This is a genomic window from Serratia sp. Res13-Sevr-LER1-36-b, assembly GCF_015673035.1.
Lineage (GTDB): Bacteria > Pseudomonadota > Gammaproteobacteria > Enterobacterales > Enterobacteriaceae > Chania > Chania fonticola_C.
The window spans coordinates 136679-163286 of the sequence record NZ_JADACK010000011.1; the positions used below are offsets into that span (position 1 = coordinate 136679).

Annotated in this window: 21 protein-coding genes; 7 read left to right on the forward strand and 14 right to left on the reverse strand. The window is 51.9% G+C overall.

Annotated elements, in window-relative coordinates; genetic code table 11:
• The first annotated feature begins 19 nt into the window (after window positions 1–19).
• Window positions 20–994 (forward strand): glyoxylate/hydroxypyruvate reductase GhrB, encoded by a 975-nt coding sequence (ghrB, locus tag IMQ33_RS07590; protein WP_196061652.1) that lies wholly within the window; start codon window positions 20–22, stop codon window positions 992–994.
• A gap of 141 nt (window positions 995–1135) precedes the next feature.
• On the opposite strand, the gene IMQ33_RS07595 is transcribed toward ghrB, so the two are convergent.
• On the reverse strand, window positions 1136–1423 hold the full coding sequence (locus IMQ33_RS07595) for a type II toxin-antitoxin system RelE/ParE family toxin (protein ID WP_071784396.1): 288 nt from the start codon (window positions 1421–1423) through the stop codon (window positions 1136–1138).
• Entirely contained in the window at window positions 1413–1661 is a 249-nt protein-coding gene (locus IMQ33_RS07600) for a CopG family ribbon-helix-helix protein (protein ID WP_024527348.1), read from the reverse strand. Before IMQ33_RS07600 ends, IMQ33_RS07595 begins: the two co-directional genes overlap by 11 nt.
• A 188-nt stretch (window positions 1662–1849) precedes the next feature.
• Here IMQ33_RS07600 and IMQ33_RS07605 point away from each other — a divergent pair, with 188 nt between their 5' ends.
• Both IMQ33_RS07605 and IMQ33_RS07610 read left to right on the forward strand, forming a co-directional pair.
• Window positions 1850–3916, forward strand: a complete 2067-nt coding sequence (locus tag IMQ33_RS07605) for an alpha-amylase (protein ID WP_196061651.1) — start codon at window positions 1850–1852, stop codon at window positions 3914–3916.
• 134 nt (window positions 3917–4050) lie between these two features.
• Window positions 4051–5301 (forward strand): valine--pyruvate transaminase, encoded by a 1251-nt coding sequence (locus IMQ33_RS07610; RefSeq protein WP_024527350.1) that lies wholly within the window; start codon window positions 4051–4053, stop codon window positions 5299–5301.
• 59 nt (window positions 5302–5360) lie between these two features.
• On the opposite strand, the gene IMQ33_RS07615 is transcribed toward IMQ33_RS07610, so the two are convergent.
• The 3 genes from IMQ33_RS07615 to ibpA all read right to left on the reverse strand — a co-directional run bounded on the left by IMQ33_RS07615 (window position 5361) and on the right by ibpA (window position 8098).
• Window positions 5361–7019, reverse strand: a complete 1659-nt coding sequence (locus IMQ33_RS07615; protein ID WP_196061650.1) for a putative transporter — start codon at window positions 7017–7019, stop codon at window positions 5361–5363.
• A 167-nt stretch (window positions 7020–7186) separates the two neighbouring features.
• Window positions 7187–7615, reverse strand: a complete 429-nt coding sequence (gene ibpB / locus IMQ33_RS07620; RefSeq protein WP_024483305.1) for a small heat shock chaperone IbpB — start codon at window positions 7613–7615, stop codon at window positions 7187–7189.
• 69 nt (window positions 7616–7684) lie between these two features.
• A complete protein-coding gene (ibpA, locus tag IMQ33_RS07625) occupies window positions 7685–8098 on the reverse strand; it encodes a small heat shock chaperone IbpA (RefSeq protein ID WP_021181374.1) in 414 nt (137 codons plus the stop codon).
• A 306-nt stretch (window positions 8099–8404) separates the two neighbouring features.
• Here ibpA and IMQ33_RS07630 point away from each other — a divergent pair, with 306 nt between their 5' ends.
• Window positions 8405–8764 carry a YceK/YidQ family lipoprotein gene (locus tag IMQ33_RS07630; RefSeq protein WP_196061649.1) on the forward strand — a complete coding sequence of 120 codons (360 nt, stop codon included), beginning with the start codon at window positions 8405–8407 and terminating at the stop codon, window positions 8762–8764.
• Here the strand turns inward: IMQ33_RS07630 and IMQ33_RS07635 are convergent, their stop codons facing one another.
• The 6 genes from IMQ33_RS07635 to IMQ33_RS26380 all read right to left on the reverse strand — a co-directional run bounded on the left by IMQ33_RS07635 (window position 8765) and on the right by IMQ33_RS26380 (window position 17341).
• Window positions 8765–10045 carry a DUF3748 domain-containing protein gene (locus tag IMQ33_RS07635; RefSeq protein ID WP_186579032.1) on the reverse strand — a complete coding sequence of 427 codons (1281 nt, stop codon included), beginning with the start codon at window positions 10043–10045 and terminating at the stop codon, window positions 8765–8767.
• A 320-nt stretch (window positions 10046–10365) separates the two neighbouring features.
• Entirely contained in the window at window positions 10366–11394 is a 1029-nt protein-coding gene (locus IMQ33_RS07640) for a fimbrial protein (protein WP_081375808.1), read from the reverse strand.
• 10 nt (window positions 11395–11404) lie between these two features.
• A complete protein-coding gene (locus tag IMQ33_RS07645; RefSeq protein WP_196061648.1) occupies window positions 11405–13966 on the reverse strand; it encodes a fimbria/pilus outer membrane usher protein in 2562 nt (853 codons plus the stop codon).
• A 142-nt stretch (window positions 13967–14108) separates the two neighbouring features.
• Complete coding sequence (locus IMQ33_RS07650) at window positions 14109–14780, reverse strand: molecular chaperone (RefSeq protein WP_196061647.1); 672 nt, start codon at window positions 14778–14780, stop codon at window positions 14109–14111.
• A gap of 75 nt (window positions 14781–14855) precedes the next feature.
• Complete coding sequence (locus IMQ33_RS07655; RefSeq protein ID WP_074030836.1) at window positions 14856–15380, reverse strand: fimbrial protein; 525 nt, start codon at window positions 15378–15380, stop codon at window positions 14856–14858.
• A 944-nt stretch (window positions 15381–16324) separates the two neighbouring features.
• Window positions 16325–17341, reverse strand: a complete 1017-nt coding sequence (locus IMQ33_RS26380) for a fimbrial protein (protein ID WP_196061646.1) — start codon at window positions 17339–17341, stop codon at window positions 16325–16327.
• A 588-nt stretch (window positions 17342–17929) separates the two neighbouring features.
• Between IMQ33_RS26380 and IMQ33_RS07665 the strand changes: the two genes are divergently transcribed.
• The 3 genes from IMQ33_RS07665 (at window position 17930) to IMQ33_RS07675 (ending at window position 21905) form a co-directional block, all read left to right on the forward strand.
• The gene (locus IMQ33_RS07665; RefSeq protein WP_196062649.1) at window positions 17930–18460 is read left to right on the forward strand and encodes a fimbrial protein; all 531 of its coding nucleotides are present in this window, start codon (window positions 17930–17932) and stop codon (window positions 18458–18460) included.
• Between the two features lie 101 nt (window positions 18461–18561).
• Window positions 18562–19239: a molecular chaperone gene (locus IMQ33_RS07670; protein ID WP_196062650.1), complete on the forward strand. Its 678-nt coding sequence runs from the start codon at window positions 18562–18564 to the stop codon at window positions 19237–19239.
• Window positions 19240–19340: 101 nt separating this feature from the next.
• Window positions 19341–21905 carry a fimbria/pilus outer membrane usher protein gene (locus IMQ33_RS07675; RefSeq protein WP_196062651.1) on the forward strand — a complete coding sequence of 855 codons (2565 nt, stop codon included), beginning with the start codon at window positions 19341–19343 and terminating at the stop codon, window positions 21903–21905.
• Window positions 21906–22122: 217 nt separating this feature from the next.
• On the opposite strand, the gene yidA is transcribed toward IMQ33_RS07675, so the two are convergent.
• From yidA to recF, 3 genes are all read right to left on the reverse strand, one after another.
• Window positions 22123–22932, reverse strand: a complete 810-nt coding sequence (gene yidA / locus IMQ33_RS07680; protein ID WP_196062652.1) for a sugar-phosphatase — start codon at window positions 22930–22932, stop codon at window positions 22123–22125.
• 125 nt (window positions 22933–23057) lie between these two features.
• Complete coding sequence (gyrB, locus tag IMQ33_RS07685; protein ID WP_196062653.1) at window positions 23058–25472, reverse strand: DNA topoisomerase (ATP-hydrolyzing) subunit B; 2415 nt, start codon at window positions 25470–25472, stop codon at window positions 23058–23060.
• Window positions 25473–25490: 18 nt separating this feature from the next.
• The gene (gene recF, locus IMQ33_RS07690; RefSeq protein WP_021181392.1) at window positions 25491–26576 is read right to left on the reverse strand and encodes a DNA replication/repair protein RecF; all 1086 of its coding nucleotides are present in this window, start codon (window positions 26574–26576) and stop codon (window positions 25491–25493) included.
• Between the last annotated feature and the right edge of the window lie 32 nt (window positions 26577–26608).

The following is a 26608-nucleotide window of genomic DNA, read 5'->3' on the forward strand; positions in this document are numbered from 1 at the left end:
CGCCAGATGGAGTTATTTGATGAAGCCTGCAATCGTGTTGTACAAAAGTATTCCTGCCGACCTGCGTGCCAAGCTGGACCAGCACTTTACCGTTCATGCCTTCGACGGTCTGCAACTGGACAACGCCGCCTTCGATCAGGCGCTACAACAGGCCGAAGGCATCCTCGGTTCCGGCGGCAAGATTGACGAAGCCTTTTTGCAACGCGCCCCCAAACTGCGTGCGGCATCCACCGTCTCCGTCGGTTACGACAACTTTGACGTCGCAGCGCTCAACGCCCACCGGGTGCTGTTGATGCATACCCCAACCGTCCTGACCGAAACCGTGGCCGATACCATCATGAGCCTGGTGCTGGCCACCGCACGCCGGGTGGTCGAGGTGGCCGAGCGGGTCAAGGCAGGAGAATGGCAAGGCAGCATCGGGCCTGACTGGTACGGCGTTGACGTGCATCATAAAACCATCGGCATCCTCGGCATGGGCCGCATCGGCCTGGCGCTGGCTCAGCGTGCGCACCTCGGCTTTGGCATGCCGGTGTTGTACAACGCGCGCCGTACACATGAAGAAGCAGAGCAACGCTTCAATGCCCGCCGCTGCGATCTTGATACGCTGCTGGCCGAGTCGGACTTCCTGTGCATTACGCTGCCGCTCACCGAGCAAACCTTCCATCTGATTGGCCGCAAACAGCTGGCGAAGATGAAGCAGAGCGGAATTCTGATCAACGCAGGGCGTGGCCCGGTGGTGGATGAGCAAGCGCTGATTGAAGCCTTACAGGACGGCACCATTCACGCCGCTGGGTTGGATGTGTTCGAGCAAGAGCCGGTCGCGGTCGATTCGCCGCTGCTGAAAATGGCCAACGTGGTCGCTTTGCCGCATATTGGTTCCGCCACCCATGAGACTCGCTACGGCATGGCCGAGTGCGCCGTGGATAACCTGATTGCCGCCTTGACCGGTACGGTCACAGAAAACTGCGTTAACCCGCAGCTGCTGAACAAGTAACCCTTATGAGATGCCAGCGTTTACCAACTGGCATCTCATCAAAAGAACCTGTAAGCGTTTCACTAATCACAGCCTGATGGACAAACTCATCACTCACTTTCTGGTGTTCTAGCGGGTCGTTGAAAACCATAATAACCTCAGTTACCAGCGTTTCTCCGGCGGTCGCCTTCGTGTATGAAATACTCTAAGAATATGTATTTCCTTATTTTTAATCCGGTAAGGGATCAAGTAAGGGAAAGTTTGCATGACAATTTCTCGGGTACCCATTACTCGACCAGGTCTTCCTAAAGCAGGTTGCGTAACCAGCAAGTTCACCGAGCGAACCACCTCTTTAGCAAATTCTGTCGCTACTTGCGGATCCTCTTGGTAAAGCCATTCATATTCATCATCAAAATTTGTTGCAGCTTTCCTTAGCCATTTAATTTTCATTGCTAATAGTCACCCCCATTTTCTTAAAACGGGCCGCCATTTCATCATCAGATGCAAAGTCACCATTATCGGCTTCAACGATTGCCTGTTGAATTTCAGCAACCTGCCATGCCTCGCGGCTTAAAAAATCTTGTATCGCCTGAGTCGCCAAAAATGATTTCGTTCTGCCGGTCGCTTCTGCTAAGGCTTCAAGCTGCTCACTGAGATCGTCGGATAGCCGAACAGACATCACGCTCATAAGTTTACCTCACACTACAATGTATACATGACAATATAGATTAAAAAACCAACAGCGCATAGTCAAACCTCTCCCCCTTCCCCCTCCGCCCCCAAATTCTTACCCTGGGATGAGGCGATTTTTTCTGCATAAAGCACACTGGGCTACCCCACGATAAAAACGCTTCCTGCCACGAGTAAGGAGAGCCAATGAAACGCCTGACCCTTCCCCTGCTGATGCTGCTGTCACCCGCAGCGCTGGCTAACTGGACGCTACAAAGCTTCCCGGTCTTCAGCGAAACTACCAGCGGTTTATTTACCAGCCAGGCAACCCTGGCCAAAGGCCAACTGCCGTTGCGGCTGTATCAGAACCAACAGTGCTGGCAGCCCAGCGACGCGGTTAAGCTGAACCAGACGTTGTCGCTGCAGCCCTGTAGCGATAGCGAGCCGGTCAGTTGGCGATTATTTCGCGATGGTGATTATCAGGTGCGGATCGATACCCGCAGCGGTACGCCTACCTTGCAGCTCAGCCTGAAGGCCGAACCGGAAAAAACCGTCGCCGCCGTGGCTCGCACCTGCCAACGCTGGGATGGCCAGCCGATCACGATCGCGGTGAAGGACACCTTTGCCGAAGGCGAAACGGTGCGTGATTTTTACTCCGGCCAGACCGCCACGGTGGTTCAGGGCCAGGTCACCCTGCAACCGGCGGCCAACAGCGGGGGGCTGCTATTGCTGGAATCAGCCAATACGCCGCCACAGGCGGCTTTCGACTGGCACAATGCCACGGTCTATTTTGTGCTGACCGATCGCTTTGAAAACGGCAACCCGGCCAACGATCACAGCTATGGCCGCCACGGCGATGGCATGCAGGAGATCGGCACCTTCCACGGCGGCGACCTCGCCGGGTTGACGAAAAAGCTGGATTATCTGCAACAACTGGGGGTCAACGCCCTGTGGATCAGTTCCCCGTTGGAGCAGATCCACGGCTGGGTAGGCGGCGGTACCAAAGGGGATTTCCCACATTATGCCTATCACGGTTACTACCATCAGGACTGGACCAAGCTCGATGCCAATATGGGCAACGAGCAGGATCTGCGTAATCTGGTGGAGCAAGCACATCAGCGGGGGATCCGCATCCTGTTTGACGTGGTGGTCAATCACGTCGGCTATGCCACGCTGGCCGATATGCAGCAGTTTCAGTTCGGCTCGCTGTACCTGAAGGGTGATGAAGCCGCAAAAACCCTCGGCAAAAACTGGGGCGATTGGCAACCTGGGCCTGGCCAGAGCTGGCACAGCTTTAACGACTACATCAACTTCAGCGATAAAGCAGGCTGGAGCCAATGGTGGGGGAAAAACTGGATCCGCACCGATATCGGCGATTACGACTCACCGGGCTTTGACGACCTGACCATGTCACTGGCTTTCCTTCCGGACATCAAAACTGAAGCGCCCGGAGCCAGCGGCCTACCGCTGTTCTTCCGCCATAAACCTGATACCGCCGCACGCGAAATCCCAGGAGCCACCACCCGCGATTATCTGACGGTCTGGCTCAGCCAATGGGTGCGTGACTATGGCATTGACGGTTTCCGCGTTGATACCGCCAAGCACGTCGATAAACCCACGCTGGACCTGCTAAAGCAACGAGCCACCGAGGCACTGGCAGAGTGGAAAGCGGCCAACCCCAAGCAGGCGCTGGATAACGCACCGTTCTGGATGACCGGTGAAGCCTGGGGCCACGGGGTGATGAAAAGCGACTATTACCAGCACGGCTTCGATGCGATGATCAACTTCGATTTTCAGGATCAGGCCTCGCAGGCGCTGGGCTGCTTCTCCAATATCGATGCCACCTATCAGCAGATGGCGAACAAGCTGCAGGGCTTCAACGTGCTGAGCTATATTTCCTCGCACGACACTCGCCTGTTCTTCGCCAGCGATGCCAAAGGTGCATTGCCTTTGCAGCAACGAGCGGCAGACCTACTGTTATTGGCCCCGGGCGCGGTTCAGATTTATTACGGTGATGAGAGTGGCCGGCCGTTTGGCCCTACTGGCTCCGATCCTTTACAAGGCACACGCTCGGATATGAACTGGGGTGAATTGCAAGGAGCCAAAGCGCCGTTGTTGGCACATTGGCAGCGGCTAGGCCAGTTCCGCGAGCGCCACCCGGCAATCGGTGCCGGTACGCAGCAATCCCAGCAAACGCCTCATTACTATGCCTTTAGTCGCCAGCATGGGGGCGATAAGGTGATGGTGGTGTGGGCTGGCGATCGGTCACAATAATTCAGCGTGTTATGCTGTAAAAACCCCGCCGAGCAACATCTATGCCCGGCGGGTAAGATGTCAGCCGCATTGCACCCGCTTTTATCTGGCGGTATGGTGGGCGTCTACCCGCTTACAACCATATTGCAGCAGCTATGAATTTTTCACTTTTCGGCGACAAATTTACCCGTTACGCGGGCATCACCCGCTTGATGGACGATCTCAATGAAGGCCTGCGCACGCCAGGTGCCATCATGCTCGGCGGCGGTAACCCGGCGCACATCCCAGAGATGGACAGCTACTTCAAACAGCTGTGCCAGGAGATGCTCGATCAGGGCAAGCTGACTGAGGCACTGTGCAACTACGACGGCCCACAAGGCAAAGACGCCCTGCTGAAAGCGCTGGCCACCATGCTGCAAGAAGAGCTTGGCTGGCAGATCGAACCACAGAATATTGCACTGACAAATGGCAGCCAGAGCGCGTTTTTCTACTTGTTTAACCTGTTTGCTGGCCGCTACGCCGACGGCACCCGCCGCCGCGTGCTGTTCCCGCTGGCACCAGAATATATTGGCTATGCCGATTCCGGGTTGGATGAAGGGCTGTTTGTCTCTGCCAAACCCAATATCGAACTGCTGCCAGACGGCCAGTTCAAGTATCACGTCGATTTTGAGCATCTGAACATCGGTGACGACATCGGCATGATCTGCGTATCGCGCCCCACCAACCCGACCGGCAACGTGATCACCGACGAAGAGCTGATGAAGCTCGATCTGTTGGCGCAGCAGCGTGATATCCCACTGGTGATCGATAACGCTTACGGCGTGCCGTTCCCCGGTATTATTTTCAGCGAAGCCACGCCGCTGTGGAACCCGAACATCATCCTGTGCATGAGCTTGTCCAAGCTGGGCCTGCCTGGCTCACGCTGTGGCATCGTGATTGCCGACGAGAAGGTCATTACCGCACTGACCAATATGAACGGCATCATCAGCCTGTCCCCAGGCAGCATCGGCCCGGCGCTGGCCACGGAGATGATTGAGCGTGGTGATCTGTTGCGTTTATCCAACGAGGTGATCCGCCCGTTCTACAAGCAGCGTGTCGAGCAGACCATCGGCATTATTCGCCGTTACCTGTCGCCAGAGCGCTGCCTGATCCATAAACCGGAAGGGGCTATCTTCCTCTGGCTGTGGTTCAAGGATCTGCCCATCACCACCGAGCTGCTGTATCAACGGCTGAAAAAGCGTGGCGTATTGATGGTGCCAGGCCACTACTTCTTCCCGGGGCTGGAGCATGAATGGCCGCATACGCATCAATGTATGCGCATGAACTATGTACCTAATCCGGAAGATATTGAGCGTGGCGTGATGATCCTGGCCGAAGAAGTTGAGCGCGCGCACCAGGAAGCGTAGCCGGTTGAGATTTTGTCAGCTGTATATTGGGGCTCCGCAAGCGGAGCCCCTTTTGCTGGCTACATCGCCCAGAACAGCACCGCCAGCAGCTGCGGTGACATGATGCGCAGGAACATTGCCAGCGGGTAGACCGTGGCATAAGAGAGCGCCGCAGCGCCGCTGGTAGGGTGCAGGCCGTTGGCAAAGGCCAGCGCTGGTGGATCGGTCATTGAACCAGCCAGCATGCCGGAGAGCGTCAGGTAGTTCATCTTACCCACCACCCGAGCCAAAACACCCACGCTAATCAGCGGGATCGAGGTGATTAACGCACCGTAACCGACCCATGCCAACCCATCTCCATGCAGCAGGGTATCAATAAAGTTCCCACCAGACTTCAGGCCAACCACGGCCAGGAACAGTACGATCCCCAGTTCACGCAGCGCCAGGTTGGCACTGGGCGGCATAAACCAGTACAGCTTGCCGATGCTGCCGATACGCCCCAGGATCAGGGCCACCACCAGCGGACCACCGGCCAAACCCAACCGCAACGCCGCCGGGAAACCGGGGATAAACAGCGGGATAGATCCCAACAGCACCCCAAGGCCAATACCAATAAAGACCGGCAGCATCTGCACCTGTTGCAGCTTCTGCTGGGCGTTACCTACAATCGCCGCCACCGCCTCGATAGATTCTGGCCGCCCCACCAGGTTGAGGATATCCCCGAACTGCAGCGTAACATTGCTGCCAGCCACCAGCTCGACCCCGGCACGGTTAAGGCGCGAGACCACCACTTCATATTTTTGCTTCAACTCCAGATCGCGGATTTTTTTACCCAGCACCTTTTCGTTGGTCACGACCGCACGAACCACTTGCAGTGAAGTCCCTCGGGTGGAGAGCGAAACGTCGACCTCCTCGCCAATCACCAGCCGGGCATTTTCCAGCTTTTCGCGCTTGCCGACCAGGTGCAGGAAATCCCCCAGTTCCAGCGTCTCATGCGGGGCAGGCACCATCAGTAAATCGCCGCGCTTGAGGCGCGAACAGATGATGTCATCACTGTTGAGCAGCGGCACATTCTTGATGGCCATGCCTTGCAGATTGGGGTTACGCACCGCCACGTTCATGGTCTGCAACAGTTCGCGATTACTCCCCAGGCTATCTTCAAACTCCTGGGCTTCCTTATCGATATTGATGCGGAAGAACAGCCTGATCAGCCACATCACCAGCAGAATGCCGCAGATACCGAACGGATAGGCCATCGCATAGCCCATCCCCATGCGGTTAACCAGCGCCGGATCGGAACCAAGATCGGTGAGTATCTGCTGCCCAGCACCGAGCGCCGGGGTGTTGGTAACCGCACCGGAGAACACGCCGAGAATGATCGGCAACGGCACGGCAAACAGCTTATGGACAATCGCCGCTACCACGCCGCCTACCAGCACCAGCAGAATGGCGAAGCCATTGAGTTTGAGGCCGGAAACGCGCAGGGACGAGAAGAAACCAGGACCAACCTGGATACCGATGGTGTAAACAAACAGGATCAGACCGAACTCCTGAATAAAGTGCAGCATGTCGCCGTTGAGAGTGATCTGGTAAGTCTGTGCAAAGTGTCCGACGATGATGCCGCCGAACAAGACGCCGCCTATCCCTAAACCCACGCCATACACTTTCCAGTTGCCAATCCATAACCCGAGAATAGCCACCAACGCCAACATGCTGACGGTCAGGGCGATATCACTCATACGTCACATCCTTACCATAAGTTTAACAATCGGTATGCGATTAAATGCCTGCAATTAATAGGGATTCTGACATAAGGCGTAGGGGGGTAATGTGGGGTATGCCACAGAATGCAACGGGGGAGGCCCGAATGGACCTCCCCCGCAAGTTTTTGTTTTTTTTCAGCCGGTTATTTGGCTTCCAGCTCCGGAGTGCTGCCGATGCTGATGCGTTGTGGCTGCAAGGCTTCCGGCACGTGGCGTACCAGATCGATATGCAGCAGGCCGTTTTCAAATTTGGCTTCGGCCACCTGCAGGTGCTCTGCCAGGGTAAAGGTCAGGCTGAACTCTTTGCACACCAGCCCCTGATGCAGATACTCCACCTGTTTTTCCGGCGGTGTGGGGTTGCCACGCACGGTCAGGCGCGGGCCTTCCACTTCAATATCCAGTTCGCTCTGTTTGAACCCGGCTAACGCCAGGGAAATGCGATAGTGGTTGTCGTCGCTTTTCTCAATGTTATATGGCGGGAACCCTTGTGGCTCCTGGCCGCCCATTGAACTGGCCAGCTTGTCAAAACCGATCCATTGACGCAGAAGTGGGGATAAATCGTAGTTACGCATAGTATAAACTCCTTCAAAGAAGCGAGATTCAAAGTTTGCCCCCTAACGGCAGGCACGGTGATACAACAATTACTTAATTTCGATCCGACGCGGCTTTAATGTTTCCGGCACGATACGTTCCAGATCGATATACAGCAGGCCGTTTTCCAGTTTGGCGCCTCTAATTTGAATATGCTCGGCCAGCTGGAATTTGCGTTCAAAATTACGCTCGGCAATGCCTTGATATAAATAGGTTCTCTCAGCAGGTTCGTTGGTGTGGGCCCCGCGCACAATCAACAGATTATCTTGCGTGGTGATCTCCAGTTCCTGCTCGGCAAACCCGGCCACCGCGATGGCAATGCGGTAATGATTTTCATCAACCAGCTCAACGTTGTACGGCGGATAACCACCGTTACCCTGGCTTTGGCCAGCCTCAAGGGCGTTGAACAGGCGATCAAAACCGATCGCGGAACGGTACAGCGGGGAAAGATCAAAGTTGCGCATAAAACAGCCTCCTAAGGCACTTCAGCGAGGTTGATAATGAAGCCTTCCATCATGGACAGGCTATAAGGCTTGAATTCCCTTACGGCAAATTCTTAATTTGGCCTTGTAAAGAAGATGGGGTTTGCTTTCCACATTTCAACTGGTGATGATGAAATAATTGCCAATGGAAACGGCGAAAATTTGTTTATCACATACACTCAAAGTGAGATAGCCGCCACAGTGCGGAACGTTGCATCTTTCAATGCTTTGGCTGGATGTTATAAATCAGCAAATTTCAGGGGATGTGTACCCCCTCAGGATGGACGAATGAAACCAATAAAAAAAATGATAGCGACCGGTTGCCTGCTGCTGACCACTAACGGTTGCTCCAGCGTAGCCAGCCACACCGGGGCCGACCAGGGTTATTACTCCGGTACGCGCGCCAATGTCGATATGATGAAGAGCGAAGATACCAGTTGGGCCATGATGCCCCTGCTGGCGATCGACCTGCCCCTGTCGGCGGCAATGGACACCATTTTGCTGCCTTACGACTACCTGCGCTCAGGCAGCGATAAAGCGGCAGCCTCACCCAAAGCCCGTATCCAGCATGATGAAGAGCGAAATCTGGCTGTCAGCGGCAATCCAGGCCAGGGCATGGCAACCTCGCCAGCACTGGCCGGGCCGTAGTTAAACCGCCACCACAAAAATCTGGTTAAATCCGGCGACTTCACGCATAAAGGCCACCTGTTTGCCGTCCGGTGAAAACACCACGGCGTCCCCCAGTGGTGGCTGCGCAGTCCGCTTGGTCAGGCGCTGCAGATTGCCATTGGCGATATCGCACAGCATCACGCTGTTATCACACACCAGCGCAATCTTGCCCCCCTGCGGATGCCAACTGAAGGCCGACTGGATGCTGTGATCCGCTTGTGTCACCTGATTCGCCTCCCCGCCATTTGGGGAAATAGTCCACAGTTGCACAATGCCCCGATCGTCCTGCATCAGGAAGGCGATGGCGCTGCCGTCTGGCGAACTCCGCAACCAATGGCGTGGCGTGGTGGCAACCCCAGGATACTTGCGTTGGCCGGTATAGGTTAACCGCCGTTGTTGAACCCCCAACGGGGGGGCAGGTAAGGTTGTTGCCGTTCCCTGCAAGGGAGCATCTCCGGCTTTGGCATAGTCGGCATCGTTTTCCGGCAAATCCACCACAAACACTTCCGGCAGTTTTTCCCCCTGCTGCGAGAGGGTGTCGCCGATAAACGCCAACGCCCAACGCTGGCGGCTGCCATCGGGTTTGCTATAGCCTTGCAGGCCAATCCAGCCTTCTTCATAAGCCCGATTGATTTGATCGCTGCCCGGCTGCGGGGTTGGCGTGGTTGCGCTAACCAGTACACAGTAATGGCTACCGTCGTATTCACGCGGGTGCTGCTTGGGCGGATTGACCCCTTGCAGCGGCACCGCTATGCCGACATTGCGCAAATCCAGTGCCGGATCGAGTTCATGCATCACATGGTCGTTATAGGTGAAGCTCAGGCGGCTGGCATCTGGGCTGAATACATGCACGTGGGTACCGCCACGCAGCGCACCAGGGGTATAGGGGGCTGTAATGTCCAGGGCGTCGAGGGTGATCGCCAATTCACGATCCGGCTCGCTGACGATCACGCCACGGCGATGGTGGAAGTCATAATGCCAGTGGCTGTCCGGGTGTTCCGGCCCATGGATAAACACATAACGCGCTGGCGCATCCGGGCTCACCGTTACCACGCCGACATGGGCTCCATGCTGCGCCCGATAAACCACCTCCACCTGACCGCTGGCAACGTTCACCCGTTCAATACTCAGCCCGGTAAAGGATGCGCCGCTTGGCCGTACGTCATACGCCAGCCATTGGCTACAAGGCGTCCAGACGTTAATGTTGGTGAGCTGATGACCTCGTGGATCAAAAGTCAGTTGTCGTTCCTGATGGCTCATGGCGGCTCCTATATACCGGCTGGCATAGAACCGCCATAGTACCCGATCGGCCTGGCTGTTTCACACCACTCAGGTTTGGGTGACTGATCTCCCCCCCTCTTCCGCAGTACCGATCGAGTACCTGATGAACACTTGCCTGTGGAGAGGGCTAAGGTGAAGGGCTAAGGAATGGAAAATGTCGGGAATGAGTTTACGGCCTAGACGCGGATTTAAGCTAAATCCCTGACACTTAAAAAGGAGGCAGATATTCTGCCCCCATGGTCAATATCAATGCGTGCCAGCTTTTCTCACAAGTATAAAATGGCTACCTTTTTCCCTAATTACTCCATCTCCGCTCTTATGGTGGCAGTTGCATTAAACAGTCCTGCGGATGGCCTGTTGCCAGTCACATTAATCGGGGCCACACTCATGGTGCTAGTACCAGTTTGGGTTGCGTAATTCATGCTAACGGGTAATAACCCACCGTTAGGTGTGACAGTTCCCCCCATGGCATCCAATATCCGTATACCGATATCTGTATTACTGGTTGCCAGCGCGGTCTCATCCCCCGATGAGATTTCACCGTTGATAGATAAACTGATTTTTACACCATCAGAAATATTGCTGCACGCCAGCGTCAAATCCACGACTTTGGGGGTAAAACCGTCAACCCCCGCCCCCTTGGTTATTATATCGCCCGCTTTTATATCCCCAAAGTTCACGTTAATGACCTGACCCGCGTTAATATTACAGGATTGAGGGACAGTTACCGTTGCACTCATGGTGACCTGTGCCAACGGTATCGTGTCATAGCGTCCCTTTATTTTTGTGCCATAGATCTTCAGTATTGGCGTCGGCGGAATCACTACTTCCCCTACAAAAGGACGGATAAAATATAAAGAAACATACCCTTGGCTACCTGATGCATAATTCGAGGAAACTGCACACATGGTGCCAGAATTATTACTATAATCGTTTATAGGTGTGGCAACGTAATCTTTAACATTCCCGCCAATATACAGTTCACTGGCGATGGAGAGATATTTATTTATTGCATAATAATTCAGGCCACTCAGAGTGCGATCGAATACCAAGCCCGGTATCTCGGCTTTGTAGTAGTTATTGCCTCCCTCATTAGTGCCACAGTTACACGTACCAGGATATGTTCCTCCCAGATTCCAGTTATATATTCTTGCCTTAGTAAGTCCCGCCTGATTCTCTGCCACCGTGGCAATTTTTGGCTTAAAATCAAAACCAAAAACTTGTGTCCCTTTATCAGGAGTACAGGATCCCCAGACGGACGCCGCCTGGGCCATATTCATGCCCGCGAGCATACAGAACACTATCGCCGCTATCTTTTTCATTCCCATCACACTTCCCTTACCGGCATTGCCCGTTCAGGATCTGAACCCTGGCATGCTCTACTGTCTGTTTCGCCAGCGTATAATTCACCTGGCACCGCTGATCTGCTTCGGTTCCCCATTGCACATTGAGGGAGCCGCTCTCCGCCAACCCCGTCATATACACCTGACCGTTGTCGCCCACGATAAAGCCCTGCGCTGTCTTCTGCATCGGGTCACTGACCGTTGCGCCAAATGGCACTGGTACACTGCCAACCTTAAGCAAGGTCATCAAAACACGCTGCCCCACGTTAGTAGCAAAGTCGGCGCGGATAACCGCCCCTCGCGTTGGAACCACGTTCTGGCTCGACAGCGTCAGGTCGACATTGTCCGGCAGTGTTTCGGTATTTAACCGCACCTGATTCTTACGATATGGGCTGCTGTACGGCACTATGGCATAACCCCGCCAGTCGGTTTTCACCCCAGTTTGGCCACCGACATCGACACCTACGGCACCCGGCGCTTTCACCAGTGTCACAGTTTCCCCAAGTAATTGACCGAAGGTCACACCGTTCTCATGCAAGACAACCCCCCCCTGCACTCCGTAATTCAGGCGCTGACTGTTGTTGTCATAACCATAACCGGCATTCACCTGCCCATAAGTACCACGATAATCGGCATTCAGACTGCCGCTGTTACCCACACCGTTGGTACCGTACCCCTGCTGCACCCCCCAACTCAGGTTATTAGCGGCCAGGGCCGTTCCATTCATACCCGCAGTGTGGGTGGTCCCACCTTTCTGACTGGTATTCAGGCTGTAGCTGGCGTAGGTATTCCTCACCCAGCGGTCCAACGGCACGCTGACACCAAGCGAAAACACCTGGTCTTTGTCATACACGCGCCCGCTGCCATTGCTGCCGCTGGCGGTAGCGTTCTCGTTATAGCTGTAGTTCAACCCATAGCTGATACCGTTCCAGCTGTTGTTGTACCCCGCACCGATAGAGCGCATGGTGCGATTGCTATTCCAGTAATCTTCACTGATCCAGCTCAGCGAAAGGGTACCCGCCCCTTCCCACAGGTTCTGGTTCATGGTCAGTTCGGAACGGTTGCGGCGGCGTTCAACCAACGGTTGGCTGGCTTGGTCCCGATGGGTATCCAGTACTTCCTGCAAGGAGTAGTAGCCGTCGGTAGAGTAGCGGTAACCCGCAATCGCAAAGTTGGTCCCGGTCTGGACAAAGTTCTTGCTGTAACGGATACGCCACGACTGACCATTCTCCTGTGGTTGGTCTTTCATGGTCGACCATGCCTGGGTCACATCCGTCGACAAGGCACCAAAGTCACCCAGGTTTTTTCCCATCCCCAGCGCCAGAGAGTGGTACTTCTCGTTGGCGAACTGCCCGCCGCCGTAGGCAGTCAGCCCATAGGGCAAGCCGTAAATTGCGGTGGCTTGGCCGAAGGGGGTTTTCTCCACGCTGCTGTCGTATGAGCGGTATTGCCCGCTGGTCACCGCGTATTTCAAGCGTCCTTCACGCTGCAGCACCGGCAGTGATGCATATGGCACCACCAGTTCCTGTTCTCTGCCGTCCGACTCACGTATGGTCACGTACAGGTTGCCGCTGCCGCCGGTCGGGAACATGTCATTGATTTCAAAAGCCCCTGGTGCCACAAAGGTCTGGTAAATCACATAGCCGTTTTGGCGGATGGTCACCTGGGCATTGCTCCGGGCAATACCCCGCACTGATGGTGCATAGCCCTTCAGGCTGTCGGGTATCATGTCATCGTCCGACGCCATCTGTGCACCACGGAACGGTACGCCGTCAAACACATCGCTTGGTGAAGTACTGTCCCCCAGCACCAGTTGGCTCTTGAGCGAAACGATGTTGCGTGCAGCGTAGGTATACACTGTGCTCCATTCACTCTTACCTTGGCTGTCACGGTTCCAGGTGGTGTAGTTGCGCAACCGCCACGGGCCGAAGTTAATGCCAGGCCGCAGGTTGGCAAACTGACTATTGCTATCGCCGTTGTTATTGTCACGGGCAACGGTGTTTGCACCACTCAGGCTGTAATTCAGCAAGAAAGACGAAATACCATCATTCCACTGGGTTTCCGGTACGTAGCCCCGTGCTTTTTGCGACATCGCCGCCTGGGGAATACTCAGCAAGAGTTGTTGAGCACTGAAGCGGAACTCGGCGCTGGCTTGCGGGATGGCATTGAGGTTGGCACACTGTGCTTCAGCTTTCCCAATGGCAGGAAACAGGTCGGTTTTAACACCCATTTCATTCAGTTGAGCGACCGTCAGACAAGGCTGCAGCCCCTCTTTACCTTCGGCGCTTTTCCCTATCTTGAATTCAACTTCACGCGTGTCCTGCTGTTCATTATTGAGATAGATATCTACCCGGTAAGAGCCAGGAGCCTGCATCGCCCGCTCTTCAAACACTGACAGGTCGGTTTTCCCGTGTTGTGGATTATCTGTCTCCAGCAGCGCCGGGTTAAAAAACTCACGTGCCTGTGTTTCAAAGGACACCCCCCCCAACAGGGTCATGTGTACTGCAATAAAATACGCAAGCGGGCTGACACGCAGTGAAGACTGACTTTTTTGCATATTTCTAGTCATATAATTAACTTGGCCTTTGTCACTATTCATTCATTTTTCCAGCGGCCTACAGAAGAATGCCTTTTCTTCCGATGTTTTAACGTTCAAGGCTTTTCTGAGTTACCGCGTTTTTATCTGTACCCTTTGTGACTTAAAGTGAGCCAGTATGCTCTTTGCCGGCTCCGCCAAAATCATTGATGATGGTCCAACTCACGCTTCCACTACTCACACCGGCAGGCAAGGCGAAGCGGGCAGTAGTGCCTGGGGCCACAAGGGTTGCCTCTTTCACGTCCTTACCCGCCACTTTTACCTTTTGAAAGTTCATGTAGTACGGGGTCGGGTTGGTCACGCGAAGCTCATTACCACTGCGCTGCCAAGTGAGTTTGTCGGCCATGTTGTCTGGGGCCCCTTTCAACCCATGAGGGCGATAAATCAGCTTCATACGTGTTTTGATGGCAATTTGTAGCGTATTTCTGTCACTTTCTTTTTCTGCCGACGGAATGGCCTTGATGTTCATCCAGAATAGTGATTCCTTATCCTCTGGTAGATTGCCGCCCGCACGCACTACACGCAGCAGGTTCTCTTGCCCAGCGTCCAAGCGAAATAGCGGTGGGGTCACAATAAAGGGGGCTTTCTCAACACCATCGGTGCTTTCAACCCATGTCTGCACTAAATACGCTTTTTGATCCGGGTTGCTGACGCTCAGTGAAGACTCCTTCTTATTGCCGTCATAAATCAGTCGGGTTCCGCCTACAATGACACCTGCCTGTGACATATGAGCGGTAAATAACAGTGCTAAAATTAGCGCAGGTGAGAAATTCATATTTTATATCCTCCATGATATAAATAACGGGGCTATAGCCCCGTTATTTATAATTATCGCCAACCAGATTAGTTCTTAGTTATAAACAATAGAGAAGCTTGCTACTGCGTTGGCTGGGCCGCTGGTTACGGTTGCTGCCGTTGCGATATAACGCGCAACGAAATCAAGGTTGGCCGCACCTGATGTCAGAGCGTAATTGGTGGAAGCTGTATTTAACGGCAGTACGCTTTGTGATGCGTCAGCCAACTGGATACCCACACCTGTAGCGACGCCAGCGTCCTGAGTCAGGGCTAAAACGCTGTTGTCACCAGCAACGGTAGTGCCGTCGAATTTAACGTTGACGCTGTCTACGCCTGTTGGGCAACCACTCACCTGTAAGGTGAACTTGGTAGCTGCAGTTTTGTCACCCGCAGCAGCAAACGCAGTCTTAGACACTTTACCCAAACTAACATCTAAAGAACCGCTGGTAGCATTAGTAACGTTACAAGCAGCATCGATTACAGAACCGGTGAAATTAATCTGGCCATCAGCAGCAAAAGCAGAAACAGTGGCCATAGCGGCAGCAGCAACCAAAGTAGCAACGATAATATTCTTTTTCATTTAAGACTTTCCTTTCAAATGCGACTAATGCGCATTTATGATTTAACGTGACGTCGAAACATCAATCCATGCAATACTATTCATTACGGTTAAATAACCGCTCGGCCAATAGCGTCCTATAACGTCTCTGTGAAAGGCATATCACAAAAAGGATATTCTTCGCTTTACGCGAGGTGTCATTTAACGCGATTAATATAGACAAAAAAAGATAATACTGTAAATGTAATTTTTATTTATCAGCGATATAAAAAACTTATTTAAATTAAAAAAAACAATGAAAATCAGACTGCTACACACACATGTTAACAACGCAACTACGACAAATTAATTTAAAATAATTTTATTCATCTCTTATAGGAAAAACTTATCACTGCAAACCATCATCAATTATCCAATTCGAATTCCAGGGTATCTTTACTCAAAAAGAGGCTTTATTGAATAAATCTAACTTCTGGCTGCAATCAGGATCAGAACACCACATTTCTTATCCTGTAGTGGACACCGATACCCATGAGGTTAAGCCTCTTTATCAAAGCGGGTTCGTCTACCTGCACTGGCTTTTCCATTCAACTTAATACGGAATGACGACCTTAATAACGCTCACTTTAAAATAATCATTTAACACTTTGTTTTAATAGATTTTATCAATAATCACAGCCTTACATCGACGCTTCATAAAATCCTACTTTCTGAGAACGCTAATGCCATCTACTAGCCGTAACGCAAACTGACTTCCTCTCGCGGGGTAAAACCCTCGTGATTATCCGCTAGAAACGCCACTTCATTATCCGCTCGCAGGCGCGGCAATCTCTCTCTATAGCAACTGCTCCGGTAGAACGCCGGTAGTCCTCTGTTGGCTTCGTCAATCATTTCCAGACATTTATCGAACGGCGAGGGATGCACAGGGTTACTACTGAACCCTGTGACTGTCTACAGCGAAGTTGTTATTGATAAGTAAGCGTGAATGTCGCCGTCGCATTTGCCTTTCCAGGGGTTATATCATTAGAGGTTTGATAATAACGGGCCTGAAATGCGAGCGAGTTACTTCCGGATGTGGACAAACCGATTTCGACTTTGCTGCCGAGTGCTAATGGTTTGCTATCGTGCAAGATCTGGACAGCTGCACCAGTGGCGCTATTACCCGACGCGGTTAAATTCAATAATCCCTCTGCTGCATTTGGAGTATCACCGTCTATTTGGACAGTGACCCGTGTTTCAGCTGCGCATGTGAGAGGAATGGTAAAAACTTTAGTTCTAGCATCTCCGGGCCAAGAACCAACGCCCTTAAATGCATTTCTATCTACGTCTCCCATTACAACACTGATCGTGCTGCTGTCGACGCTACAGGTCAGTGTTTTTATATTGAATGAATTTATAGATACAGTAGGTTCTGGTTGCGTCCAGCTGGTTCTATTATTAAAAATAATAAATGAACCTACTTGTCGAGAACGTACAGAACCAGAGCCTGTGACCTGCGCTGTTTTATAAAGCTGTATCCCGATCTGACCTGTTATCGCCTGGGTTGATAACAAGCCATTGGCATTACAAAAAAGCCTGTTATTTGCATTCGTGTCGCCCATATTGGTTCCATCAACCCAAGCTAAGGTACCACAAGTGTTACCTGACTGCCCCTGAATTGCGTAGCCGACCCCTTCAACACCGGTAGCGTAGATTCTTTTACCATCGATTTTCGTTACGTACGTTCCAGCAGCTTTGATCCCAAAACTCTGACTAGTGATGAGCGGGGCAGTATTTGTACACTTATATGTATCAATAAAATCTGTAGTAATTAAGTTACCAATCGGTGAACCGACGGGTAAATCTTTTCGTATCGAAATATCGGGCAAGGTGAGTGTAGTCGCCGTTGTTTGGGCCGAACATGTGAAGGCTTGGGCACAGAATGGCATGAAAAACCATACTGACACGAAGAATAAACACACCTTGAATTTTATTTTTTTCACTTATACTTTACCTGAGTTATAATGAGCGAAATATGGTTATTAACTAGATACAAATTGTTGCCATGGATAGATCTTGGCGTTTTCATGCCGACAGTGCGTTGAAACAACATTTTCTATCATGTGATAAAGATAAATCGCTATCTTTGAATCAAGATCTATTATAATACTTTCCTTCACAATCGAGAATGAACTATTTTTTATTAGCGATAGAAAAAAGTAATAGTATCTTGAATTAAAAAATAGTAATAATTGTAAATTACCAATCACTTTATCCTTCGCATTGATAATCAAGATTTTTCTTGATAAAAAATAAATTTTGTTATCACTGATAATTAAAAGTTTATTTACACGAATAGCATGTGGGGACTATAGTTCACCACATCAAGAAATACACAAGCATAAGTATGCGAGTTACCTTGATGTCCTCTTTAATGTATCAGCTTCGATAAATTTCTTATCGTGTTTATTGAGAGCAGCCTTTATATAAAGGCCGTTCTACACTTGTTCGCTAAAGAGTCAAACCATACTGACACCTCTTAATATAGAGAACAGTATTATTAACTAATAAAGTAAGTAAGGAATAACTTAATGAAAAAGAATATTATTGCAATGACCGTATTGGCTTCTTCTGTAGTTGGTACAACAGCATACGCTGCAGATGGGCAAATAAATTTCACCGGTGAAATCACTGATGCCGCTTGTGAAGTGACTAACTCTGTAGGTTCACCCTTGGAGGTAACGCTGGGTAAAATCTCAAAAACGGCATTCTCTTCGGTTGGCTCCAAGGTATCTACTACACAGTTTTCTCTGGAGTTGAAAAATTGCCCGGACACAGTAACCAGTGTGAAAATTAAATTTGATGGCGCGACTGTTAATGGCGACAACAGCGTATTAGCTCTGTCTCCTGATGTAGATGTTGCAGAAGGCGTTGGCATCCAGTTGTCTGACGCCAGCAACAATGTGTTGCCGTTGTTTAGCGCTTCCCAGGCTTATCCCTTGACAAAAGGTGCGGTGAATAACCTTGGTTTCACCGCGAGCTACATTGCTATCACTGATGTTGCTGAGATTAAACCAGGTAAAGCTAACGCAACGGCTAACTTCACCATTAATTACAACTAAGGTCTGAGCAGCCCATTATTTGGGCTATGGCGTAAATATTGTGAACCCTGGCCGACACAAAAATGGGTTGGCCTATTTTTTTATAGATATTGGAGTCTCTTATGAAATTTTCCCCTATTACTCTACTGACGACATTGCTGGTGATCAGCAGTACTGCGCAGGCAGGTGTGGTTATCGGCGGTACACGTCTGATTTATGACGGTAGCAAGAAGGAATCTTCACTGGCCGTCAGCAACCCAGACAAAGTGCCCTACCTAATCCAGAGCTGGGTTGAGAACGACGTGGACGGCGCTAAAAAAGCCCCTTTCATGATCACTCCACCACTGTTCCGTTTAAATGCAGGGCAGGAAAACTTGATGCGTGTTGTCCGTGTGGGCGGCAATCTACCAGAAGATAAGGAATCACTGTTCTGGCTCAACATTAAATCCATCCCATCAACGGTAAAGGATGAGAGCAAGAATACTCTACAAATTGCGGTGAAAACACGTATCAAGCTGATTTACAGGCCTAAGAACCTGAAAGGCACCCCAGAAGAAGTGACTGACAAACTGATTTGGCAGCGTAATGGCAACACTCTGCAAGTCACCAACCCTACCTCTTTTTACATGAACTTCCAGCAAGTGAAAGTGACCGGTAAAGAAGTGAAAGAGGCAACTTATGTCGCACCAGGTGATACGGCGAGATTTACATTGCCAGCAGGAGCTACCGGCAACAGCGTAAGCTGGATGATTATCAGTGATTACGGTGCCGTGGGCAAAGAACATGTGAGCAAAATGTAACTATCTTAAGTAAAAATAAATTATCCAAGAAATTCAGCACGCACTCAAAAATGCTAATACAACGGTCAAACAGTTTCCTTGCAAACAATGGATTAAAACGGATGAATAATAAAAATTATATACACCGCTTACTACGTGTCAGCAAGTGGGGGTATTTAATTACCGCTCAATTAACTTTATTGGCTAGCGTATCTTTCGATGCACAGGCTCAGGACTATTTTAATCCAGCGTTGCTTGAGATTGATAATTCACATCAAGGCAGCGCAGATCTGAGCGTATTTGAAGATAGTAATATGCAGATCCCGGGCACTTATCGAGTTGATATTTATCTCAACAAAGAACGCCAGAGCACAAGTGATGTTGAGTTTAAAGCGTCGAAAGATAAAGAAGGTAAAGAAAGCCTGCAACCTTGCCTGAGCGTTGAACAATTACAAGCTATGGGGGTAAGAACAGAACTGTTTACCAACATCAGTGATGTGGAAAACCAGTGTGCTAATTTAGGTGCAATTCCGCAGGCCAGTGCTGAATTTCGCTTCAGCGCACAGCAGTTGCTGCTGAGTGTTCCACAGGCAGCCATGTCGCAGAAGGCTCGTGGCTATGTACCTGAAGAACAGTGGGATAATGGCATTTCAGCCTTTTTGTTAAACTACAGTCTGAAAGGTGCCACTGCCAGTACGAACAACGCTAACAGCAGCAGTCAGTTTGCCAACCTGCGGCCCGGTATAAATATCGGGCCCTGGAGGTTACGCAACTATACCACTTGGCAACGTGATAATAGCGGGCAGGATAAATGGAATACTGTCTACTCATACGCACAACGCGACGTCATCGCGCTGAAGAGTCGACTGATTCTGGGGGACAGTACTTCGCCAAGCGACGTGTTTGACAGCGTACCGTTCCGTGGTGCACAGATGGCGTCGGACGATGACATGATACCCGACAGCCTGAAAGGCTATGCCCCGGTAGTACGTGGCGTGGCGCGAACCAATGCTCAGGTTGTCATTCGCCAAAACGGCTATGTGATTTACCAGAGTTTTGTAGCTCCAGGTGCATTTGAAATCAATGATATGTACCCGACCGGCAGCAGCGGTGACCTGTTTGTGACAATCAAAGAAGCCGACGGCAGTGAGCAACAACTTGTCATACCATTTGCTTCACTTCCCGTACTGCAGCGTGAAGGATATTTCAAATATACCTTAACCGGTGGGCAATATCGTTCCTATGACAGCAAAGTGGCTCAGACGCCTTTCAGCCAACTGACGGGTATATACGGTCTGCCTCACGGCTTAACCGCCTATGGCGGTGTGCAATTTGCGAATAATTACCAGTCAGTGGCAATCGGTTTGGGTAAAAACCTTGGCCGTTTCGGCGCACTTTCCACTGATATCACCCATACCAGGTCTACGCAGCAGGATCAGCCAGATGAGAGTGGCCAATCATTACGTATCCGCTATAGCAAGAATATTGTTCAGACAGGAACCAACTTTGCGATTGCCGGATATCGATACTCAACCGACGGCTACTACAGCCTGCAAGAGGTTATGGATACCTATCGAAATGAAGGTGTGCAGTCGCAGATGGAACGCAGGCGCAACCGTTCCGAAGTGACACTCAGTCAAAACCTGTGGGAAGGCGCTGGTGCTTTATCTTTGAGCTGGGTGAGCGAGGACTATTGGAACAACAACCGAACCATGCGTTCCATCGGTACCGGTTACAATAACAGTTGGAATGGCATCAATTATGGATTTTCTTACAACTACAACGAAGATTCAGTAGCTAGCGGCAACAATAGGGGAAACAGCGGGCGCACCTACGAACGTGATCAGGTATTTTCCTTCAATGTAAGCGTGCCACTCAATCGTTGGATGGGAAATAGCTATGCCACCTATAGCATGAGCACTAGTCAGAAAAATGCCACAACAAACACTGTGGGCCTGAGTGGTACCGCGTTGACGAACAACAATCTGAACTGGAGTATGCAGCAAGGGCACGTCAACCAGGGCGGGGGCAGCACGACTAACCTGAATGCAGATTATCGCGGAACCTACGGCCAAATCAACGCTGGTTACGCCTATGAACCAAATAGCCAAAGGCTGAGCTATGGCCTGCAGGGTGGTATTGTAGCGCATGAGGATGGAGTGACTTTTGGCCAGCAACTGGGAGAAACAGCTGTACTGGTAAAGGCGCAGGGTGCTGCCGGTGTGAGTGTAGGCAACCAAGCGGGGGTTAAAACCGACGGGCGTGGCTACGCCATCGTACCTTATGGCACTCCTTACCGTAAAAATCAGGTGCAGTTGAATACCGAAACGCTACCGTATGAGGTTGATATAGTGCAAAATACCCAAAGTGTTGTTCCTACTCGGGGAGCTTTAGTCCGCGCCACCTTCGAGGCTAACGTCGGACAACGTGCGATGATGACGGTGTTACGGAAAGATGGAACCCCTGTACCGTTCGGCGCAACAGTGACTAATCAGGCACAGAAAACCGAACAGGGTTTTATCGTTGGAGACAACGGTCAAGTGTATCTGACTGGTCTTGCTGAACGCGGTGTTGTTAATGTTCAGTGGGGCAATGGCACAGAGCAGAAATGCCAAGTCAGTTACTCGTTGACCAAAAAAGCACAAAATACGATGAATGTTCCTGAGCTAAGCGGACAGTGCAAATGATTATACCGATAGATTATCGAAAGCACTGCCGGTGTGGCATTGGCTGCCGCCTGCTAATTGGTTCTCGAGTTTAGGGGAAAAAAGTGGCGGTTGTGTTGTGCAGGAAAAATATCGTGCTGGAAAAATACCTGCAGGCTATTGTCCCCCAACCCTTATGTCTTGATCTTCTCCGCTAAGGCGGAGAAGATCAAGACATAAGGGTTGGGGTGAGGGGCAACTACAGCACGAACTTCTCGATCGCCAGTGCGACGCCGTCTTCGGTATTGGTGCCGGTCACGTGCTGGGCAATTTCCTTTAATTCTGGAATAGCATTGCCCATCGCTACGCCCATCCCGGCATACTCGATCATCGCAATATCATTAGCCTGATCGCCTAACGCCATCACGTTTTCCTGCTTGATACCCAAATGTTCAGCCAGCATTCTGACACCAGCTCCCTTATCCACATTCTTATGCAGGATCTCCAGGAAGTAAGGGGCGCTTTTCATGATGGTGTAGCGATCCCAGGCCTCTGAAGGCAAGCGGGCTATCGCATCGTCCAGTAAGGCAGGCTCATCAATCATCATCACCTTCGGGAAACGCATAGTGCGATCCATCTCTTCCACGCTGCGGTATTTCAGCGGGATACCGGTCATTTGGGATTCATGGACGGTATATTTGCCAATGTCTTTATTCGGCGTGTACAGGGTATCGAAATCAAACGCCTGGTAATGAACGCCGAACTCCCGTGCCAACTGCTCAAAATAGAGATAATCGTCAAAGCCGAGGGTTTCTTGCAACACACAGGCCCCGTCCGTCGCCTTCAGCACCAGGGCACCGTTATAGGTGATGCAGAAATCGCCCTCACCCTGAATATCCAACTGACGCAGATAGTCCTGCACGCCAACATAAGGCCGCCCGGTAGCCAGCACCACATGCACGCCTTTAGCGCGCGCGGCGGTCAGCGCCTGCTTTACCGCTGGCGTAATCTGGTGCTGCGGATTGAGCAGCGTGCCGTCCATATCAATTGCAATCAGTTCAATAGCCATTCGAGTGTCTCCCAGTGGTTTTTTCTCATGCTAACGCGTTTCAGCTTGCCTTGTTAGTGCTAAAAACGGCATAAAAAAATCCGCGCGGGCGAACCGGCGCGGATTTTTAATAGCCAAATAAGGCGTTAGATATCGATATTCGCCGCTTTCAGGGCGTTTTCTTCGATAAAGGCACGGCGTGGTTCAACCGCATCGCCCATCAGGGTGGTGAACAGCTGATCTGCCGCAATAGCGTCTTTCACCGCTACGCGCAGCATACGCCGCTGATCGGGATCCATGGTGGTTTCCCACAGCTGGTCCGGGTTCATTTCGCCCAACCCTTTATAGCGCTGGATCGACAGGCCACGGCGTGACTCTTTCACCAGCCACTCCAACGCCTGTTCGAAGCTGTCTACCGGCTGGCGACGTTCGCCACGTTCGATATAGGCATCTTCTTCCAGCAGGCCACGCAGTTTTTCGCCCAGCGCGCAGATCCTGCGGTATTCACCACCGCGGATAAATTCAAAGTCCAGCGGGTAGTCGGTATCCACACCATGGGTACGGATACGCAGCACCGGTTCGAACATCTGGCGCTCACGGTTTTCAACCACCACCGAGCTGTAGCTGCTGCCGTGCTGCTCGTTATCGTTGAGCAATTTCACCAGCGATTCGATCCAGTTTTCCACCTTGGCGCGGTCGCCCAGATCTTCTTCGTTCAAGGTTGGCTGGTAGATCAGGTTGTTCAGCAACGCGCGCGGGTAGCGGCGTTCCATCCGGCCAATCTGTTTCTGTACGGCGTAATGCTCGGCTACCAGCTTCTCCAACGGCTCACCCGCCAAGGCTGGCGCAGAACCGTTGGTGTGCAGGGTCGCGCCGTCGAGGGCGATGGAGATCTGATACTGATCCATCGCCTCGTCGTCTTTGATGTACTGTTCCTGCTTGCCTTTTTTCACCTTGTACAGCGGCGGCTGGGCAATATACACGTGGCCACGCTCGATGATTTCCGGCATCTGACGATAGAAGAAGGTCAACAGCAGCGTACGGATGTGCGAGCCGTCGACGTCGGCATCGGTCATGATAATGATGCTGTGATAACGCAGTTTGTCCGGGTTGTATTCGTCACGGCCAATGCCGCAACCCAGCGCGGTGATCAGCGTGGCAACTTCCTGTGAGGACAGCATCTTGTCGAAGCGGGCTTTCTCAACGTTGAGGATTTTCCCTTTCAGCGGCAAGATCGCCTGATTCTTACGGTTACGGCCCTGCTTGGCTGAGCCGCCCGCGGAGTCCCCTTCCACCAGGTAGAGTTCGGACAACGCCGGGTCACGTTCCTGACAGTCCGCCAGTTTGCCTGGCAAGCCAGCCAAATCCAGCGCGCCTTTACGGCGGGTCATTTCACGCGCTTTACGCGCCGCTTCACGAGCACGGGCCGCATCGATGATTTTACCAACCACGATCTTGGCGTCCGCTGGGTTTTCCATCAGGTAATCCACCAGCTTCTCGTTCATCAGCGATTCGACCGCCGTTTTCACTTCCGAAGACACCAGCTTGTCTTTGGTCTGGGAAGAGAATTTAGGATCGGGCACTTTCACCGACACCACGGCAATCAGACCTTCACGCGCATCATCACCGGTGGCGCTGATTTTGGACTTTTTGCTGTAGCCTTCTTTATCCATGTAGGTGTTCAGGGTACGGGTCATCGCGGCACGGAAGCCGGCCAGGTGAGTCCCCCCATCACGCTGCGGGATGTTGTTGGTGAAGCAGTAGATGTTTTCCTGGAAACCATCGTTCCACTGCAGCGCCACTTCCACACCGATATCGTCTTTCACGGTTGAGAAGTAGAACACCGTTGGGTGGATCGGCGTCTTGTTCTTGTTCAGGTATTCCACAAACGCACGGATACCGCCTTCATAATGGAAGTGGTCTTCTCTGTCGTTGCGCTTGTCTTTCAGGCGAATAGAAACGCCCGAGTTGAGGAACGACAGTTCACGCAGGCGCTTGGCCAGGATGTCGTACTCAAACTCGATGTTATTGGTAAAGGTCTGGAAGCTCGGCCAGAAGCGCAGGGTAGTACCTGTCTGGTCGGTTTCACCGACGACTTTCAGCGGGGCCTGTGGTTCGCCATGCTTGTAAGTTTGCTCATGGACCTTGCCTTCACGGCGGATCACCAGTTCCAGCTTTTCTGACAGGGCGTTAACAACCGAAACGCCTACGCCGTGCAGACCGCCGGATACCTTATAGGAGTTGTCGTCAAACTTACCGCCGGCGTGCAGTACGGTCATGATGACCTGTGCCGCAGACACCCCTTCCTCTTCGTGGATACCGGTTGGGATACCACGGCCATCATCCTGCACCGAGACGGAGTTGTCGGCGTGGATCGTCACCTGAATGTCGCTACAGTGGCCAGCGAGTGCTTCGTCGATAGCGTTGTCCACGACCTCGAATACCATGTGGTGCAGACCGGTGCCGTCATCAGTATCACCGATATACATGCCCGGACGCTTACGTACCGCATCCAGCCCTTTTAATACCTTGATACTTGAGGAGTCATAAGAATTCGACATCAACGTTTCTCGCTCATTTTAGTCCTGTGGTTGAACCTCTATTTTACCTTGTTCCACGCGGAACATCTTGCCCTTTTCACCCATCATGTCGGTTACTTGTTCAGCGCTTACCGCACTGACAAAAACCTGAGCCTGGGTGGCTTTCAGGCGATCGGCCAGCAACCGGCGACGGCCGGTGTCCAGCTCGGAGGCAAAATCATCAATCAGATACAGGCAACGCCGCCCGCTCTGGCGGGTGAGAAACTCACCCTGCGCCAAGCGCAATGCGCACATCAGCAGTTTAAGCTGACCGCGCGATAACAAATCCTCTACCGGCGTGCCTTCAGCACGAATGCGGAAGTCCGCTTTATGCGGCCCCACCGCGGTATAGGTTAACGCCCTGTCGCGCTCAAACTGGCGCTCCAGCAGCTCTCCGTAGTCGCTCTCTTTGTCCCAGCCACGCTGGAAAGAGAAACTCAGGGCAAATTCGGGCAAAAACTGCGCGCAGGTCGCGGTGATATCCGCGGCAATTGCGTCGCTGTAAGCTGCCCGCCACTCACTGATACGCTCGGCCAACGGGATCAGTTCCTGATCCCAGGCGCGGATCTGCGCATAGCGATTGACCTGGCGCAGCGCGGCATTGCGCTGCTTCAGTAACCTTTTCAGGTTGCTCCAGGCGGTGAAAAAACCGGGTTCATTGTGAAAACAACCCCAGTCCAGGAAGGCACGCCGATACTTCGGCCCGCCATTAAGCAGGGTAAAACCTTCGGGGGTGATCAACTGCATGGGCAGTAGCTGTGCCAGCTCTGCCACCTTATGGCCATCACTGCCATCGATGCGCACTTTGCTGTCACCCTGACGGCTTTTACTCAGTCCTACCGATAATTCGCGCCCGCTGCCTTCGATCCGGCCATGCAACACAAACTCCGGCTGATCGTGGCGGATCACTCGCCCGGCCTGCAGGCTGCGAAATGCGCGCCCATGACCAAGGGTATAAACCGCCTCCAGCACGCTGGTCTTGCCGCTGCCGTTGGCCCCCACCAGGAAGTTAAACCCCGGTGCAGGCGCCAGATCGGCAGCTTCGATATTGCGGAAATCTTTAATCAGTAAGCGCGTCAGAGCCATACTGTAGTTGTCTTCATCATCTAACAATCCAG